At 66.2% G+C, this 16458-nt stretch carries 16 protein-coding genes and 1 tRNA gene; 4 read left to right on the forward strand and 13 right to left on the reverse strand.

Going from position 1 to position 16458, the window contains the following annotated elements:
* Positions 1 to 6: 6 nt before the first annotated feature.
* Complete coding sequence (locus ACIIOY_RS10375) at positions 7 to 1848, forward strand: CHASE2 domain-containing protein (RefSeq protein ID WP_411034753.1); 1842 nt, start codon at positions 7 to 9, stop codon at positions 1846 to 1848.
* A gap of 4 nt (positions 1849 to 1852) precedes the next feature.
* Here the strand turns inward: ACIIOY_RS10375 and ACIIOY_RS10380 are convergent, their stop codons facing one another.
* Positions 1853 to 2491 carry a FecR family protein gene (locus ACIIOY_RS10380; protein ID WP_411034583.1) on the reverse strand — a complete coding sequence of 213 codons (639 nt, stop codon included), beginning with the start codon at positions 2489 to 2491 and terminating at the stop codon, positions 1853 to 1855.
* Positions 2492 to 2679: 188 nt separating this feature from the next.
* Here ACIIOY_RS10380 and ACIIOY_RS10385 point away from each other — a divergent pair, with 188 nt between their 5' ends.
* Positions 2680 to 3705, forward strand: coding sequence for a tetratricopeptide repeat protein (locus ACIIOY_RS10385; RefSeq protein ID WP_411034584.1), 1026 nt, complete (start codon positions 2680 to 2682; stop codon positions 3703 to 3705).
* A gap of 36 nt (positions 3706 to 3741) precedes the next feature.
* Here the strand turns inward: ACIIOY_RS10385 and ACIIOY_RS10390 are convergent, their stop codons facing one another.
* Positions 3742 to 4776 (reverse strand): proline racemase family protein, encoded by a 1035-nt coding sequence (locus ACIIOY_RS10390; RefSeq protein WP_411034585.1) that lies wholly within the window; start codon positions 4774 to 4776, stop codon positions 3742 to 3744.
* Between the two features lie 148 nt (positions 4777 to 4924).
* Between ACIIOY_RS10390 and spdA the strand changes: the two genes are divergently transcribed.
* Positions 4925 to 5731 carry a 2', 3'cyclic nucleotide phosphodiesterase SpdA gene (spdA, locus tag ACIIOY_RS10395; protein ID WP_411034586.1) on the forward strand — a complete coding sequence of 269 codons (807 nt, stop codon included), beginning with the start codon at positions 4925 to 4927 and terminating at the stop codon, positions 5729 to 5731.
* Positions 5732 to 5852: 121 nt separating this feature from the next.
* On the forward strand, positions 5853 to 6488 hold the full coding sequence (locus tag ACIIOY_RS10400) for a DUF1236 domain-containing protein (protein WP_411034587.1): 636 nt from the start codon (positions 5853 to 5855) through the stop codon (positions 6486 to 6488).
* Positions 6489 to 6531: 43 nt separating this feature from the next.
* Here ACIIOY_RS10400 and ACIIOY_RS10405 read toward each other — a convergent pair whose 3' ends face one another.
* The 11 genes from ACIIOY_RS10405 to ACIIOY_RS10455 all read right to left on the reverse strand — a co-directional run bounded on the left by ACIIOY_RS10405 (position 6532) and on the right by ACIIOY_RS10455 (position 16438).
* Positions 6532 to 7779 carry an alpha/beta hydrolase gene (locus ACIIOY_RS10405; RefSeq protein ID WP_411034588.1) on the reverse strand — a complete coding sequence of 416 codons (1248 nt, stop codon included), beginning with the start codon at positions 7777 to 7779 and terminating at the stop codon, positions 6532 to 6534.
* A 192-nt stretch (positions 7780 to 7971) separates the two neighbouring features.
* Positions 7972 to 8244, reverse strand: coding sequence for a hypothetical protein (locus ACIIOY_RS10410; protein WP_411034589.1), 273 nt, complete (start codon positions 8242 to 8244; stop codon positions 7972 to 7974).
* A 55-nt stretch (positions 8245 to 8299) separates the two neighbouring features.
* Positions 8300 to 8497: a hypothetical protein gene (locus tag ACIIOY_RS10415; protein ID WP_411034590.1), complete on the reverse strand. Its 198-nt coding sequence runs from the start codon at positions 8495 to 8497 to the stop codon at positions 8300 to 8302.
* Between the two features lie 170 nt (positions 8498 to 8667).
* Complete coding sequence (locus ACIIOY_RS10420; protein ID WP_411034591.1) at positions 8668 to 9981, reverse strand: protoporphyrinogen/coproporphyrinogen oxidase; 1314 nt, start codon at positions 9979 to 9981, stop codon at positions 8668 to 8670.
* Positions 9971 to 10855: an SDR family oxidoreductase gene (locus tag ACIIOY_RS10425; RefSeq protein ID WP_411034592.1), complete on the reverse strand. Its 885-nt coding sequence runs from the start codon at positions 10853 to 10855 to the stop codon at positions 9971 to 9973. Before ACIIOY_RS10425 ends, ACIIOY_RS10420 begins: the two co-directional genes overlap by 11 nt.
* Positions 10852 to 11271: a cupin domain-containing protein gene (locus ACIIOY_RS10430; RefSeq protein ID WP_411034593.1), complete on the reverse strand. Its 420-nt coding sequence runs from the start codon at positions 11269 to 11271 to the stop codon at positions 10852 to 10854. Before ACIIOY_RS10430 ends, ACIIOY_RS10425 begins: the two co-directional genes overlap by 4 nt.
* A 1-nt stretch (position 11272) precedes the next feature.
* Entirely contained in the window at positions 11273 to 12388 is a 1116-nt protein-coding gene (rfbG, locus tag ACIIOY_RS10435) for a CDP-glucose 4,6-dehydratase (RefSeq protein ID WP_411034594.1), read from the reverse strand.
* A 112-nt stretch (positions 12389 to 12500) separates the two neighbouring features.
* Positions 12501 to 13283, reverse strand: coding sequence for a glucose-1-phosphate cytidylyltransferase (gene rfbF / locus ACIIOY_RS10440; protein WP_411034595.1), 783 nt, complete (start codon positions 13281 to 13283; stop codon positions 12501 to 12503).
* Positions 13284 to 13306: 23 nt separating this feature from the next.
* Positions 13307 to 14380 carry a DUF707 domain-containing protein gene (locus ACIIOY_RS10445; protein WP_411034596.1) on the reverse strand — a complete coding sequence of 358 codons (1074 nt, stop codon included), beginning with the start codon at positions 14378 to 14380 and terminating at the stop codon, positions 13307 to 13309.
* Positions 14381 to 14755: 375 nt separating this feature from the next.
* Positions 14756 to 14832 (reverse strand) — tRNA-Arg (locus ACIIOY_RS10450).
* 136 nt (positions 14833 to 14968) lie between these two features.
* Positions 14969 to 16438 (reverse strand): sensor histidine kinase, encoded by a 1470-nt coding sequence (locus ACIIOY_RS10455; RefSeq protein ID WP_411034597.1) that lies wholly within the window; start codon positions 16436 to 16438, stop codon positions 14969 to 14971.
* Positions 16439 to 16458: the final 20 nt, after the last annotated feature.

The raw sequence follows: 16458 nt of genomic DNA on the forward strand, positions 1-16458 counted from the left end.
ATCATGATCGCCAAGAAATACAGACCCCTTGCCGCCGGCCTCGTCGCGAGCCTTGCCGGCGCACTGGCGCTCTTCGCGCTCGGCGAGACGGCGCTGGAGCAGCAGCGCGAATTCTACTTCGACGCGTTGACGCAGGCGGTCCCCGTCCCCCTGAGCGACCGGATCGTCGTCGTCGACATCGACCGCAAGGCCTTCCAGAGCGTGCCGGGCAAGGATTGGACACGGGCGCAGACGGCGGAACTGATCGAACGGCTCGCAGCCGCGAGACCCACCGCCATCGCCTTCGATTTCGTCTTCAGCACGGATTGCACGGCGGAAGAGCCCGCCAACGCGGCCCTTGCCGGCGCCATCGGCAAGGTGCCGACGGTCCTCGGCTTCCTGATCGGCGAGGCTCTCAACGAGACGCCGCGTCCCGTGCCGAAGCTTGCCCTGCAAAGGCCCGTCATCGTGCCCGACCTCTGGTTCATCGAGGGCACGGAAAGCTCCTGCGCCTTCCTGCAGGACAAGGCCGCGGCAGCGGCCGCCGCCTTCCTCGTCGGTGACGAGGATGCCGTGGTGCGCCGCGTTCAGGCCTATGCCATCGTCGGCAACGCTGCCTATCCGGCGCTCGGCGTCGAGGCGGCGCGGCTTGCGGCCGGCGCGCGCACGCCGGTGCTCGGCGGCAACCCCACCTGGCTCCGCCACGATTCGCGCATCCTGCGGCTCGACGAGGATGGCAGCCTGCGTTTCGTGGCGGGCGGCAACGAGACGATCGGCGCACGCACCTTCTCCGCGGCGGATGTCGTCGCGGGAACGGTGCTGGCGGACAGGATCGCCGGCAAGGTGGTGCTGATCGGCAGCAGCCTGCCCAATCTCGGCGGCCTCAGGACCAGCGCCTCCATGCCGCTGGAACCGTCCGTGCAGATCCACGCGGATGTCGCGAACGCCATCCTTACCGATCACATTCCCATGCGCGATCCCGGCCTCCTGCCCGTCGAGGCCGGCTTCGCCTTCGCCGCCGCCGCCGCTGCGGCCCTTGCGGCGGCGCGGCTGCGCCCGCTCGGCGCGGCCGTGGCAGGCATCGGCCTTCTCGGCCTCGTCTTCGGCGCCTCGGTGCTGCTTTATGCGCGCACGGCCCTGCTGTCGGATGCCGTCGGCGTCTCTCTCATCGTCGCGACGGCGGCGCTCGTCACCGGCCTCCTGCAATACGGCCATGTGCGCCGCGCGGAGGCGACGGCCCGCCAGCGCTTCGCGCAATACCTGCCGCAATCCGTCGTCTCGCGCTACATCGACAATCCGGAGATGGAGCGCGTCGCCGGCGAGGAACGGCAGGTGACGGCGCTGTTCACCGACATAGAGGGCTTTTCCGCGCTCGCGCAGAAGATCGGCCCGCACGACCTCGTCAAGCTGCTCGACATCTACTTCGCCGAGGTGAACGCCCTCGTCGCGCGCCACGGCGGCATGGTGGACAAGGTGGTGGGAGACGCCGTTCATGCGCTCTTCAACGCGCCGGACGATCTCGACCGCCATGTGGACAAGGCGCTTGCCTGCGCGGACGAAATCCGCACCCTCACCGAGGAAATGCGCCGCCGCCCGGACTTCCTCGACAAGGAATTCGGCCGCACGCGCATCGGCGTCGAAACGGGCATGGCGGTGCTGGGAGAGGTGGGCGCCGGCGGCAAGCTGGACTATACGGCGCATGGCGACGCGGTGAACCTCGCCGCACGGCTGCAGGATGCCAACAAGTTCCTGGGCACCCAGATCTGCGTCGGCCCGCGCGCGGCAGGCGAGACGAGCCGGCGGCTGCGTGCCATCGGAAGCCACGAGATCCGCGGCTTCGGCACGATGGACCTCTTTACCCTGGATTAAAGACTTAGCGGATGCCGACGCTCGCATAGGCCTCGCGGATGCGGGCTGCGCCCCATTGCGTGACCTCGCTTGGAGCCGCGCCCGGCGCGGCGATGTCCACGCCCTCGCCGCGGCCGACCTGGCGGGTCACGCCTCCGCCGGAGACCTCGACCAGCCCGTGCTCGACGAAGACGGCGAAGGCGCCGCGGCTCGGGCCGGCAAAGAACTTCGTGCCGCGCACCCCGATCATGCCGAAGGCGGTGCGCACGGTGAGGTCGATCTTGGCGAGCCCTTCCGGCCTGTCGAAGACCATCTGCCCGGTGCCGAGCTCGATGACGCCGCCCTGCCCGGCGATGAAGGTGTCGATCAGCAACTCCGTCTCGCTGCCGAGGAGCAGGCTGGTATCGTCGCCGAGGGCCAGTTCCGCGAAGCTTTCCTTGCCGGTCGCCACGAAATCGTGGTCCATCAGGCTGGCGCCGGCTTTCAGGCCCTCCAGATGGTCGGCCTGCCGGCGGGTGACCTCACCGTTGACCTCGACGGCCCTGCCGATGACCGCGTTGGCCTGGGTTGCACGAATGCCGATGCCCGTCAGCGCGAGCGCGCCGCCGGCGATGAAAAGCCTGCGGCTGAAGGTGACCGGACGGAGAGCGTCGAACGTCTGCATGACATACCTTTCGCGCGGGACCGCACCCGCCGGGAGGAATTGAACCGATAGGGGCCGGCGCGTCAACCGCGAGCGCCGCCCGGCATGCAACCCTTATGCGCCGCTCCCCGCCATCCTTCTGTTCCCGCGGAAACAGCCTCCTTCTTCCAGTCGGCTAAGGTTCGGCCATCCAACGAAGGAGACGGACCATGATCACGCGATCCACAGTGATAAAGACGGCCGGCCGCGCCCTTTTCTTCGCGGTCCTTCTTTCCGGCGCGGCCCAGGCGGGCACGCTTTCCATCGAAGACCAGTGCGATGCGAGCGCCGGCAGCCGCTACGACCGGACGCGCAACACGACCTTCGCGCCGGTCGCGCTTGAGGACATCAAGATCGGCCCGGCGCTTTCCGCCTGCCGCGAGGCCTACAACGCCGGCGGCGGGGCCCGCATGGCCTTCCAGCTCGGCCGCGCACTGGAGCGCGCCGGCCAGGACCTCGAAGCCATGAAGCTCTATGCGGAGGCTTCGGCCCTCGGCCATACGGCCGCGATGGTCAACTACGGCGGCATGCTGGGCAAGCGCGGCGACCCGGCCGGGGAATTCAACCACTACAGGAAGGCGGCGGAACTGGGCGACCTGCTCGGCGCCTACAATCTCGGCGTCGCCTATCGCGACGGCATCGGCACCGAGGTCGACGGCGAAGAGGCGGCCCGCTGGTTCGACAAGGCGGCAGCGGCCGGGGACGAGACCGCCGCCTTCAATCTCGGCGTGCTCTTCGACGACGGCAGCCTCGTCAAGGAGGACAATGCACGGGCGGCCGCCTTCTATCGGCTTGCGGCCGAGGGCGGCAATGTCGACGCCATGATCAACCTCGGCCTCATGCTGGAATCTGGCGAAGGCATCGCACAGGACCTTTCTGCCGCCGCCGGCTATTTCAGGCGGGCCGCCGATCGCGGCGACAGCTACGGCAAGCTGAAGCTCGGCCTGATGCAGCAGAGCGGCGCCGGCATCGTCAAGAACATCGAGCAGGCGGTGAACAGCCTCGTCGCCGCTTTCGAGATGCGCGACGTGGACCTCGAGGTGATCCTGCGCAACCAGCCGGAGCAGATCAGCGCCGACGCCCGCCTTGCCATCAAGCAGGTGCTCGCCGAACGCGATCTGATCGAGAAGGCCGGCGATGCGGAGATCGATCCGATCACCCTCGGCGCCATCGAGAAGCATTACGCCCGGAAATGACGCGGGATCATCTTCCTGCACCCTCGCCGGAATCGCTCAGCCGATCTCGCCCGCCTGCGGCCCCCAGGTATCCGTCATGGCAAAACCGTTCGCCAGCGGATCGGTCGGGTCGAGCGCGATCTGGTGCAGGCCGAACGTCCAGCCGCGGCCGGTGATGGTGGGGATGATCGCCTTGCGGCCGGCGACCACGGTCTCGGCCTCCAGCCCCACCTCGAACTCGGACCCGATGATCGAGCGCGAGCGGAACGTATCGCCCACCTTGGCAAGGCTGCGCGCGTGCAGCGTCGCAAGGTTGGCGGAATTGCCGGTGCCGCAGGGCGAGCGGTCGACGCGGCCGGGCCACATCGTGGTGGCGGTGCGCACGAGGCCATCGGGATCGCGGTCGCGGAACATGACATAGGCGATGCCGTTGATTTCCGGGATTTCCGGATGCACCACCCGCATCGACCTGTTGATGAGATCCTTCAGCGCCATGCCGGCATCGACCAGCGCGCGGGCATTGCCCTTCTCGATCTTCGTGCCGATCTGATCGACATCGACGAGCGCATAGAAGATGCCGCCATAGGAAATGTCGAAGCGCACGCGGCCCCAGTGCGGCGTGTCGATCTCGACGTCGAGCTCCTGCACGAAGGAAGGCACCATGGTGAGCTTGACCTTCTCGCAGCGCCCGTCGCGGCAGGTCGCCGTTGCCTTGACGAGGCCGGCAGCCGTGTCGAGCACGACGACCGTCTCCGGCTCCTTCATCTCGACGATGCCGGATTCGAGCAGCGCCGTGGTGACGCAGATCGAGTTGGAGCCGGACGAGGCATGCGCCTGATCGGCCTGGAGGATGATGAAGCCGGCGTCGGCTTCCGGACGCTTGGCCGGCAGCAGCAGGTTGACCGAACCGGTCGCGGCCGCGCGCGGTTCGAGGCACAGGAAGCGGCGCAGGCTGTCGTCGACCGTGTTGATGTGGTTGAGTTGCTCGGCGATCGTGTTGCCGGGGATCTTCGGCACGCCGCCGATCGCCACCTTGCCGATCTCGCCCTCGCAATGAACGTCCAGCAGCTGGATCGTGCGCTTCCATCTCATGTCGATATGCTCCGTTTTCCCGGCCGCGCCGGCTGTGCGGCCTTCCTGATATATCAGATTGTCATGCGTTCCAACTGCTTTTCATGCGAGAGGTTTGCGCGCTACGAGAGTGCTTCCCGCCGACGCCGTTCCGCCACGAGACCGCTCCATGACCAAACTCATCGTCTTCACCGATCTGCATATGGTGCCCGAGGGCGCGAAGATCATCGGCCTCGACCCTTACCAGCGGCTGCTTGCCGGCATCGAGCACGTCAACCGCTACCATGCGGATGCCGACCGGGTGATCTTCACCGGCGACCTGACGCACCGCGCCGACACGCTGTCCTACGAGCGCCTGCGCGATCTCCTCTCGCTGCTAGTGCCGCCCGCGGCCATCACCATCGGCAACCATGACTTTCGCGACCGGTTCCTCGAAACCTTTTCCCATGTCCTGCCCGACGAGAACGGTTTCGTCCAGCAGGTGATCGACTTTGCCGATTGCCGCGTCGTGCTGCTCGACACGCTCTTCGCCCCGCCCTACGACTATCCGCTCAGCCATGCCGGCTATCTCTGCGAAAAGCGCCTCGCCTGGCTCGACCGGGCGCTCTCCACCGCGAACGGCCTGCCGGTCCTCCTCTTCATGCACCACCCGCCGCACAAGACGGGCTTTACCGGCATGGACGCGATCCGGCTGGGCAACGAGGACGCCTTCTACGATCTCGTGCTGAAGCACGGCAATGTCCGCCATATCTTCGCCGGTCACGTGCACCGCACGATCGGCGGCTCGCATCGCGGCATCCCCTTTTCAATCTTCAAGAGCCCCGTGCACCAGCAGCCCATGCCCTTCGACACGCCGGACACGTCGCTCTCGGTGGACGAACCGGGCGCCTACGGCATCGTCGTGGTGACGGAAGAGGGCTTGCAGGTGCACAACGAGGACTACGAAATCGCCCGGCGCGACCCGGACATCGCCTGAGAGGGCCGGTTAACGCGCGTTACAGATCGTGATGGGCTGCCGCGAACGGCGCGGAACACAAAAGCACATCCCACGTTGTCTCCGCCGAAGGGGTGGAACCCAACGTTCGAAGGAGAAGACCATGCGTAAGATTCTGATGGCCGGTGCCGCTCTGGCACTCATCGGTATGACAGCCGCCCATGCGGACGACCGCGACAAGGAAGCCCTCGGCGGCGCAGCCGGCGGTGCAGCGGGCGCAGCCGCCGGTGCCGTCGTCGGCGGACCGGTGGGTGCGATCGTCGGCGGCGTGGCCGGCTTTGCCATCGGCGCGGAAGCGGCCGTCCCGGAAGAGGCCCGCGTCTATGTGATGAAGAACCCGACGCCGCCCGTCATCCTGCAAGGCCCGGTGACCGCCGAGACGCGCTTCGACGACACCGTCACGCTGACGCCGATCCCGGATCACCCAGACCTCGCCTACGTCTATGTCGACAACCGCCCGGTCATCGTGCGGACCGACAGCCGCCAGGTGATCTACGCGCCCGAGGTGGAAACGACGGCCAGCATCTCGGCCGACATCCCGGAAGAGACGATCACCTATGTCGAGCGCCATCCGCTGGAACCCGTGGTGCTGGAAGGTCCGGTCGAGGCCGGCGTCGTCATCCCGGAAACGGTGCAGATCGTTGAAGTGCCGGAGAACCCGAACTACGGCTACATCTATGTCAACGAACGTCCGGTCCTCGTCGACCGGGGCACCCGCGAGGTGATCTGGGTCCGGTAACGCCATTCCCCGGCATGGAGGCGGCCCTCAGAGGGCCGCCTTTTCATTGTCCGACGGCCGTGACCGTCGTGTTCTCGACGGAATTGCCGAGGCGCCGCCACTGATCGTCGTAGTTCTTGCGCGTCACCGGGTCGAAGACGGCGATCGGGGTGGACACCACGATGCTCGCCGCGCTGCCGACGGTCTGTGCGGTGCCGAGGGCAACGGCGCCGAGCCGTTCGCCGAAGCCGACCTGCGAATCCGTGACGGATTGCCCGTCGATCAGGCGATTGCCGATGAGGCGCACCACCTCCGGGCTTTCGGCGAACTTGCCGTGGTTCAGCCGGTCGCCGGATTTCAGCGCCGTCAGGTCGAGCACGGTGATGCCCTGCTTTTCCAGCATGGTGCGATAGGGTTCCTGCGCCGGATTGATCTGGCCGAGCCGGTCGACATTGCCCGAGATGCGGCGCGACAGCGTCAGCGCCCGGTCATCCCGCGAGACGAAAAGCGTGAAGTGCGGCCTGTCCTCGCCGATCGCGCGCAGCTGCTGGCCGAAGACGTCGACGTCGAGGTCGGGCGAGGCGAGAATGACCTGCTGGATCTTCTTCGGCACGCGCCCGTCGCGGATCGCCATCTGGCGCAGCGTCTCCACCGCAAGCCAGGTGCCCATGGAATGGGCCATGATGGTGATCTCGCCCACCTCGGGCGTCTCGACGGCTGCCCGCAGCATCTCCTCCAGCGCGTCGCGCGAATAGTTGGTGCTTTCCTTGTCGTAGGAATAATCGAAGATGCTGGCGCGCGAGGGCCAGGTGAAGATCACCGGCGCCGCATCGGTCTTCGAATCGTGCACGATCTGCGCGAAGCGATAGACCGCATCCTCGTAACGGTTGTTGAAACCGTGCACGAAGACGAGCACGCGGCGGCTCTTCGGCAGGTTGCGGTCGAGCCAGGCGCGGCCGGCCCTGGCGCCGTCGATCGGCTTCACGCTGACGGTGGAAAAGTCCTTCAGCGGGTCGGCCGGCAGCTTCGCCGGCCATTGCACCTGGCCGATCTTGCGCTTGCCGTCCGGCGGGATCGAGACGACGATGTCGCTCAGGGCAAGCTCGGATCCGCGCTCGCCGGAGAAAAGCACGCCCGGCTGGCTCGAAGGCGCACGCGTCGTGGCGACGAGCAGGTCGACGGTGGAGACCCCGGGCGGCACCTCGCCGCTCGGCACCAGCACGCCTTCCGGCCGGCCGGCGCAGCCGGCAAGCGCCAGAAGCCCGGCGAAGATCACGCGACGCAATACGCGCGGCATCTCGCGGTTCGTCATGTCCCGCTTCCTTCCGCTTTCCTGTTTTCGCCGGCGCTGTGCACGCACCGTTCGCCCCTGCTTAGCCGAGCAACGCACAGTTTTGAAGAGAAGCCGTGCGGCATGGCGGAACGGCACATCACGAGAGACCGATCCGCGTGGCATATCGGCCACGCCGCCCGACCGGGCGGCTGCCGCCGGCAAGGCTGCCCGTCAGGGATTCTCATCGGGAACAGTTTCGGACCAGATGGTGGCACGCGCCCATTCCGACCGTGAAATCTCCTCGCGGGTCGGGTCGTCGGTGTCATAGTCCTCGGTCAATGTGAGGAATCCGCGATCCGGAAATCCGATGTCCCCCGGCGACCGATAGCCGTGCTCGCATTCCTCGCAATGCGCATAGATCACCGAAGCATTCAGGTTCTTCTGGAGAAAGAGACGGCCCTGATTGCACAATGGGCATGTGCCGACATGATAAAGCCGCCTCATGCGCGCTCACGGCCCTGCCGAGCACCGCATGCCGAAGGTTTTGCGGACGCCCGGCTCAGCAATCGCCTCCTCCTCCGTCCTGACCGCTGCATCCGTCGGTCGAAGCGCCGTAGGCGCCAACGCTTGATCCGCCTGCGCTGCCGCTTCCCAGCATCCTGCGAAGGCCCTCCCGCCGGGGCCAGAAAAGCAAAAGCAGGACGAGCAGCACCATCGAAAAGACGACGGCAACGGCGCCTTGGAACAGGATACCCATCACGCATCGCCTCCTTCCTGCCGGCCGCAACCGGCGATGTTTCGCGCAAGGCCGGGATTCATAGTAACGGATTACCGCCGGACGTGAAATGATCGACCGCACCGGAACATGGCCTGGCGGAAGCGGGAGGCTTCGTCGTGCGCCATATGGGCAAGGCAGAACTCGGCCGGCTAGCGGGCTGCCTGCGCGAGCGCATCGGCGGCGGCGCGTCCCGACATGAAGGCCTGGTTGGACCACAGATAGTCCCATTCGCCGAAGCGGCCGGCGAGAAGGATGTCCTGGCTCTCGACCCAGCCGCGCACGACGTCCCTTCTCTCCTCCATGCCGAGATCGAAAACGACGTTTCCGAAGGGAAGATGCTTGTGATGCGTCAGGGCGATCTCCTCCCGTCCGGCAAGGCCCATTGCCTCGACGGCCCGGATGCAGCTCTCGACCAACCCGTCCGGTGCAAGGCCGTGCCCGCTTGCGCGCGATGAATAAATCTCGAACTGCAGGGAAGAACAGCCTTCCGGCGCATTGTGCGCAGACTTGATGCTCGGCGAGTAGGCGCGGGAGGCGAGGATGTCGGTATCGTAGATGTAGAACCAGAGGCTGGGCGAGACGTTCGGCTTTCGGAACCCTATCGAGACGATATCGATCGAGGTCGCAAACAGCGTATCGGCCAGGCGCCGTATGTCATCCGGCACATCCGTCATCAGCGCGACGAGCACGGGCAGCGGAATGGTGGAGATCATCCGCCGGTACGGCCGCGACCGGCCGTCGGCGAACGTGACCACGTTGCGCCGGTTGTCCACCTCGACCGCACGAAGGCCGCAGCGAATATCGGCCGCTTCGAGGAGAGGGTCGAGGAACGCCCTGTAGCCGCCGCGTTCCGGATAGCGCATGGTCGAGACATAGTAGGTGTTTGGCGGGTTGTCGCTGACGGCGCCGAAGACGACTTCGCGCAGGTCGGCGCGGCGCATGCGGTTGCCGATCCAGCCGATTCCCAGGTCGCCCGCGTCGAGCGTCCAGTATTTGCGGGTATAGCGGAGCGGCCAGCGTTCCGCGATCTTCTCGCCGTATTGATGGAGCAGCCAGTCGCGGTAGGTCGCGATGGGCGCATCGGCATGCACCTGCGCCAGATGGCGGGAAAGGTCGACAATCAGGTCGGCCTTCTCCTCGGCCGGCAGCGGGAACATGTTGTTCTGGACGGGATGCGGAATCCACAGGCCGCCGTCCCAGTTCAGCGAGCGCGCCTCGTGGCTGAGATAGGGCGTGCGGTCGAACACGGCGCGCACCTCAGGCTCCGAGGCGAAGGACAGGTGCACCGCGTTGTCGAAGGTCCAGCGGCCCTCCGCCGTTTCGAGCGTGAAGCTGTCGAGGAGGCCGCCGGGGCGGTCCTTCGCCTCGAAGACCGGCACATCCAGGCCATGCTCGCGCAGGCGCGCGGCGGCGGAAAGGCCCGCTATGCCGCCGCCGAGGATGGCGAACCGGTCATCGGACATCGGCAGACCGCCCTTCTTCCGCTAGCAACGCCTCGACATAGGCGGTGACCGCCGCGTCCCAGGCGGGCATCCTGTTCAGGCCGAGCAGCGTGAGCTTGTCGTTGACCGCGGCCTCGTTGGGCGAGACCGGCGCCCGCCGGTCGAAACGCTTCGGCACGAGCACCGGCGAGAGGCCCGCGGACGCAAGGATGTGCCGAACGTAGTCGAAGCGGGAAACGGCGCCCGACGCCACGCAATTGAAGCTTCCGGTCATGCGCTCGTCGACGAGAAGCAGGGTCTGCCGCACGACATCCTCGACATCGGTCGGCGAACCGATCTGATGGGGATCGGAGAACAGTTCCGGCTTCTGCCGGGCTTCGAGGATGCGCGCCCAGACGAAATTCCTGCGGTGCCCCATGCTGCCGCCATAAAGCCAGCCGAGCCGCAGAACGAGGTGCCGGCATCCGGCTTCAAGGATGGCGGCCTCGCCGGCTGCCTTGCTCTTGTGATGGACGGTGGTGGGATGAAGGGGGGAGAAATCCGAGTGCGGCGCAAGGCCGCCGCCGGCCGCCCGGCCGTAGCATCCGGTGGAGGAAAAGTGCACGAGGAGCGCATCCATCTCGCGCGCGGCCTGCGCAAGCAGGCCCGGCAACAGGGCGTTGACGGCGAAGGCGCGCGACGGCTCGGCCTCGGCACCCTCCACGTCGGTATCCGCCACGCAGTTTACGATGGTGGCGGCGGACGTCGCGACGATGGCATCGACAAGATGTCTCGGCCGCGTCACATCGAGCGCCTCGCGCGGAACGAGCGCGAGCGGCCGGCCGGCAAGGTGCGCGGCAAATCGGCTTCCGAGCATGCCCGATGCGCCGAGCAGCAGGACCGGCCTGTGGTTCAAAGGTCGCCTCCGAAAAACGTCGTCGGCCGCGTTTCGGCCTCGTCGGGATCATGCGGTATGGAGGCGACGTTGAGAAGCATCGACGCACCGGGCGCAAGGCCCTTGAAGGCGACGAAATAGCCGGGCGGCACCGTCAGGCGATTGTAAAGCTCCGTTGCATCCGGGGAAAGCTGTGTATCCAGCACGACGCCGCCGTCCTCCCCGCGCACCACGACGCGGACGCGGCCCGCCGCGCAGACAAGATTGAGCGTCATGCGGAAATGTCGCTTCCACCCCTTCGTCTCGCCCGCGTTGACGAGGGAGAAATAGGCTTCGCCGAAGCCGGCATAGCCCGGATCGCCGGCCTTCAGCCCGTGCATGACGTCGCCCTTGGGCGTTGCGATTCGCTTCAGCGGGGTCAGGAACGGTGCGCTCATTTCAGCCCGCCGATGCCCAGGTCCTGCGGCGCTCGGCGGCGAGCGCGTTGAACCCGGCGATCTGTTCCAGCGTCACGGCCAGCGCCTGCTCCCCGCCCTTCAGGACACGCCGGTACCAGGATCCCGTCAACGCGATGCACTCCTCGTATTTCAGGTTCGCTTCCCAATTCAGGTCGAGCAGGGCCTTGTCGCAGTTGAGCTTGAGCAGGCTCGCCTCGTGGAAGGGGATGTTGCCCGTGGTCCTGTAGGCCTCCGCATCCGAGCCGAGGCCCCAGATGCGGCCGAGATCGCCGATCAGGTCGACGACCGTGCGGTTCTGCTCGGCCCGGGGGCCGAAGTTGTAGGATTCCCCGTCCTGCGCCTGCGAAGCGGCGAGCGCGCGTGCGAGCGTGAGATAGCCGCTCAGGGGCTCCAGCACATGCTGCCACGGCCGGGTGGCGGCCGGCGAGCGGATCTCGACGACGCGCCCCTCTCCCCAGGCCCGGATGCAATCGGCGACGATGCGATCGGCCGCCCAGTCGCCGCCGCCGATGACATTGCCGGCGCGGGCGGTAGCAAGACGCACCGGATGGTTCCGCCCCTTGAAGAACGAGTGGTAGTAGGATCGGAAGATCAGCTCGGCGGCGCCCTTCGAGCCCGAATAGATGTCCTTGCCGCCGAGCGCATCCGTCTCGCGGTATCCCCAAACCCATTCGACATTGTCGTAGCACTTGTCCGAGGTGATGATGACGGCCGTACAGCGCCAGTCGACCTCGCGCAGGACCTCCAGCACGTTCGCAGTCCCGGTGACGTTGCTGGTGATCGTATCGAGCGGGTCCCTGTAGGAAACCGAAACGATCGCCTGGGCGGCGAGATGGAACACGAAGTCCGGACGGAACGCGCGCACCGTCGCACGCAGGCGCTCCAGATCGCGGATATCGCCGATATGATGGTCCACCTCGCCCGAAAGGCCGGCGAGATCGAAAAGCGACGGCGTCGTCGGAACTTCCCGCGAATAGCCGCACACCTTGGCGCCGAGGCTGATCAGCCAGGTGCTGAGCCACGCGCCCTTGAAACCCGTATGGCCGGTTATCAGCACGCGGGCGCCGGAAAATACGTCGTCAAAGCTCACGGTCATCTCTTGCCTGTTCGGGCGAAGCCGCCCTGGTGAATGCCTCCGGCGTTCTCCTCACGCGGAAACGCCGCCTCCATCTTTGCCGGGGGCAGGAAGTCCCCGCGCCGTCGCCCGCCTACCAGATCTTCCAGGGTGCCCTGCCGCTTTCCCAGTGCTTTTCGAGCTGGGTCTTGTCGCGCAGGCTGTCCATCGGCTGCCAGAAGCTGAAATGGCGGTAGATTCCCAGCTGCCCGTCGCGCGCAAGGCTTTCGAGCGGCTCCTGCTCCCAGGTCGTTTCGTCGCCGGCGATGAGCGAGGCGACGTCCGGCGTCAGGACGAAGAAACCGCCGTTGATCCAGTTGCCGTCGCCGACCGGCTTTTCCAGGAAGGAAACCACCCGGTCGTCGTCCAGCTTCAGGGCGCCGAAACGGCCGGGCGGCTGGGTGCCGGTGACCGTCGCGCGCAGGCCGTTCGACTTGTGGAAATCGATGAGCCGGGTGATGTCGATATCGCCGACGCCGTCGCCGTAGGTCAGGCAGAAATAGGGATCGTTCTGCACATGGGAGATGACCCGCTTGAGGCGCCCGCCGGTCATCGTCATCTCGCCGGTGTCGACCAGCGTCACGCGCCAGGGCTCCGCCTTTGCCGAGTGGGTCTCGATCCTGTTGTTTTGCAGGTCGATCGTGATGTCGGACATGTGGATGAAGTAGTTGGAGAAATACTCCTTGATCACATGGCCCTTGTAGCCGAGGCAGATGATGAAGTCATTGATGCCGTGGGCGCTGTATATCTTCATGATGTGCCAAAGGATGGGGCGTCCGCCGATCTCCACCATGGGTTTCGGCTTGGTGGCGGTCTCCTCGGCCAGCCGGGTGCCCAGTCCCCCGGCGAGAATGACGGCTTTCGGCTTGAACTGCATCCCTCTATTCCCCGCTGGTCCCGTTATCCGAACGTGTACTTGCGCCCGATGCCGCCGAACGTCTCGTAGGATTTCGAAGAGCGGTAGAGGCCGGCCATGGACCTTTCCTCCATGATCGCGGCGATCACGTCGTAGTTCTTGTTCGGCGGGCGCGTATGGGCGACGGCGATATCGTCGATGATGGCGATGCGGCCCGGCACGCGGCCGGCAAGCTGGGACCAGATGTGATCCAGACCGAAGCCGCTGAAGGACGCCTCGAAGGTCGGCAGGCAGATCCTGAGGAACGCCCGGGTGAAGACCGGGCACATCAGCTCCACGAAGCTCGTATAGCGCAGCACGTAGTCGGGATTCTGCGCCGTCACCGGATGGGTGACGTAGGAGGTCGGCACGAGGGAAGGCTGGGCGATGTCGAAGCCGCCGAGGCGGAAGATGTTGAACAGCTTGTTGATATCGCCCCACGACGTCATCAGGTCGTCGTCCGGCATGTAGATGTTCTCGTAGTCGAGAAGCGGGCTGCCTTCCAGAAAGAGCTTGTAGATGGCGGAGAACTTGCGGTCGTTCGGCTGGTGGGTGAAATATTCCCAGCCGGCGAGGTTTTCGGGCAGCTCCCGGCCGTACCAGCTGATGCAGAGGTCCCAGTTGCGGTCCTCTTCGCCGATATTGGCCGGCCATTGGGTGTGCAGCGAGTGCGCGTTCGCACGAAGGACCACCAGGTTGCGGCGCCGCCCTCGGCCGACAGATTCGGCGATGCGAAACTGCGGAACGTCATCCGACGCGGCCTGCCCGAAGTCGCGCGCGCTCGGCATCGCCGCCCGCTCGAGCACATGCACCGTGCCGGGATCGACGCGCGAACGCCCCTTCAGGCGCAGCAGCCCGTGCTCGTCCTCGGCATGGTCCCCGAACTCGGTGGTCGTCTGCCCATAGATGTTCAGGAAGCGGAGCTTGCCGTCCGCCAGTGCCCAGCAGCGCTCGAAGGGGTGGATGTAGCCGCCGACGACGCCATTCGGCAGGAATCTGAGGACGGGAGCGATGCTATCGCCGTTCTCCCGTAAGAAGGCCCATGTGCCGGCGAACAGATCACTTTCCTGGATTGCCATGTATCGTCACCGCAAGGTTCGGTTCATCGAAAGAACGGAAGCGCCCTGCTGCCGGAAGCAGGCAGGAAAATGCGAGGTCGCCGGCGTTCCGCCAGCCTGCGCCGGCGGGCGGGACGACGACATCTGATCGGCAAGAAGGGGAGGCTTTCGCAACTTGAGACCGGCCTCCTAGGCACGAACATGATTCTTCGCTTCTAGGATCCGAAATCTATCCCGCCACGTTATCCCGGAAGATCATACATCGACCTTTCCCCAGGCTGACCTTGCGCGGTTGTAACGCGATGCCGGGTGGCCGGGCTCAGGCAGGCACCGCAAGGCGAGCGCCAAGAGAGAAGCGCCGTTCCTCAGATCATTGATCGTGCCGGGGAATATGAATGGCGCACCCGAAGAGATTCGAACTCCTGACCCCCAGATTCGTAGTCTGGTGCTCTATCCAGCTGAGCTACGGGTGCGCTGGCAGCGGCGGGGCGTCGTGCCCGGCTGCGAGGCGGTTCTCTAAAGGGTACGCCGGCTTATTGCAAGCGCCTTTCGGAGAAAAATGCACTTTTTTCATCGAGCCGCCGTCCTTCGCCGCACGCGGACTTGCGGTCAGGCGCGGTGGCGGAAGGCGTCGAGCGGAACGGGACGGTCCGGCAATTCGATGCGGAAAAGCGTGCCGGGCGTCGCCTTCTCCACCAGCGCGATCGTGCCGCCATGGGCGAGCACCAGTTCGCGGGCGATGGCAAGGCCGAGGCCGGTGCCGCCGGAGCGCACCGAGCCGCGGAAGGCGGCAAAGAGGTTCTCGCGCGCCTTGACGGGCATGCCGGGACCGTTGTCGTCGATCGCGATGGAGACGACGCTGCCGGTGCGCAGGCCCGTCACCAGCACGGTGCGCCGCTCGCTGCCGGCATCCTGCGACAGCGCCTCGACCGCGTTGCGGCACAGATTGTGGATGACGCGGAAGAGCTGCTCGCTGTCCGCATCGACCTGCAGGCCCGGCTCGACCTGCACCACGAAGTCGATGTCGCCGCGCGTATCGAGCGCCAGCACTTCGGAGACTTCCTGGACCAGCGGACGCAACGCGACGAAGCGTCGGCGCGGCTCCGGCTCGCGCATGCGGCCGTAGGAGAGAACCTCGTTCGTATAGCCCACGGCCCGGTCGATGCTGCGCAGGAGCTTCGGCGCGACGCGCTTGACCACCGGATCGTCGACATCCGACAGGCGGTCCGACATGAGCTGGGCCGAGGACAGGATGTTGCGCATGTCGTGGTTGATCTTCGACACCGCGAGGCCGAGGTCGGCGAGGTTCTTCTGCTCCTTCAGCGTACGCTGCAATGTCTGCTGCATGGCCGCAAGATGGATGCCGGCGACGGCGATCTCGTCGCGTCCGCCCGAGGGTTCCAGCACGCGGGCCGGATTGGAAGGATCGGCGGCAAATTCCCGGATGTTCGCGGTCATGCGGCGCATCGGGCGGATCAGCAGGCGATTGAGCGCGAAGAAGATCGGGCTTGCCGTGACCAGCGAGATGACCATGGACAGGATGAAGACGTTGCGCGCATGGCGCAGCATGGCACGGCGCAGCGCGCCCTCGTCCAGCAGGAGCTCGATCCGCGTGCTCGTTTCGCCCACCGGGCCGTAGACGCGGATGATGCGGTCGCCGCCGAAAAGCAGCGTGTCGAAGGCGTCGTAGACGGAGGTCAGCGTCGAGACGTCGGAAAGATCGTATTGCGCATCGACGCTCGGCGGCATGTCGACGGCGGCGACCATGCGCGAGGCGTCCTGCTTCTTCAGCACGATCGCCTTGGTGCCCGTCGCCAGCAGCGTCTCCTCCTGCACGGCGCGCGGCAGTTCCTGATCCGGCAGGCCCTCGATGACGACGCTGGCGGCGGCTGCGGTGTTCAGCCGGTCGCGCAGCCACATCAGCCGCATGTTGGCGACCGAGGGCACGAAGATCAGCACCTCGGCGATAAGGACGAAGACGGCGGTAAGGAGCAGGAGCTTGCCCGACAGGCCGGACAGGAAGCCGACCGCCGGCACCGGCGTTTCGGTCAAGGACGGCGACCCGTCTCTGTCCACCATGTCTCAACTCCCCGGACTGC

The organism is Shinella agrisoli, assembly GCF_046557955.1.
Taxonomy (GTDB): Bacteria; Pseudomonadota; Alphaproteobacteria; order Rhizobiales; family Rhizobiaceae; genus Shinella.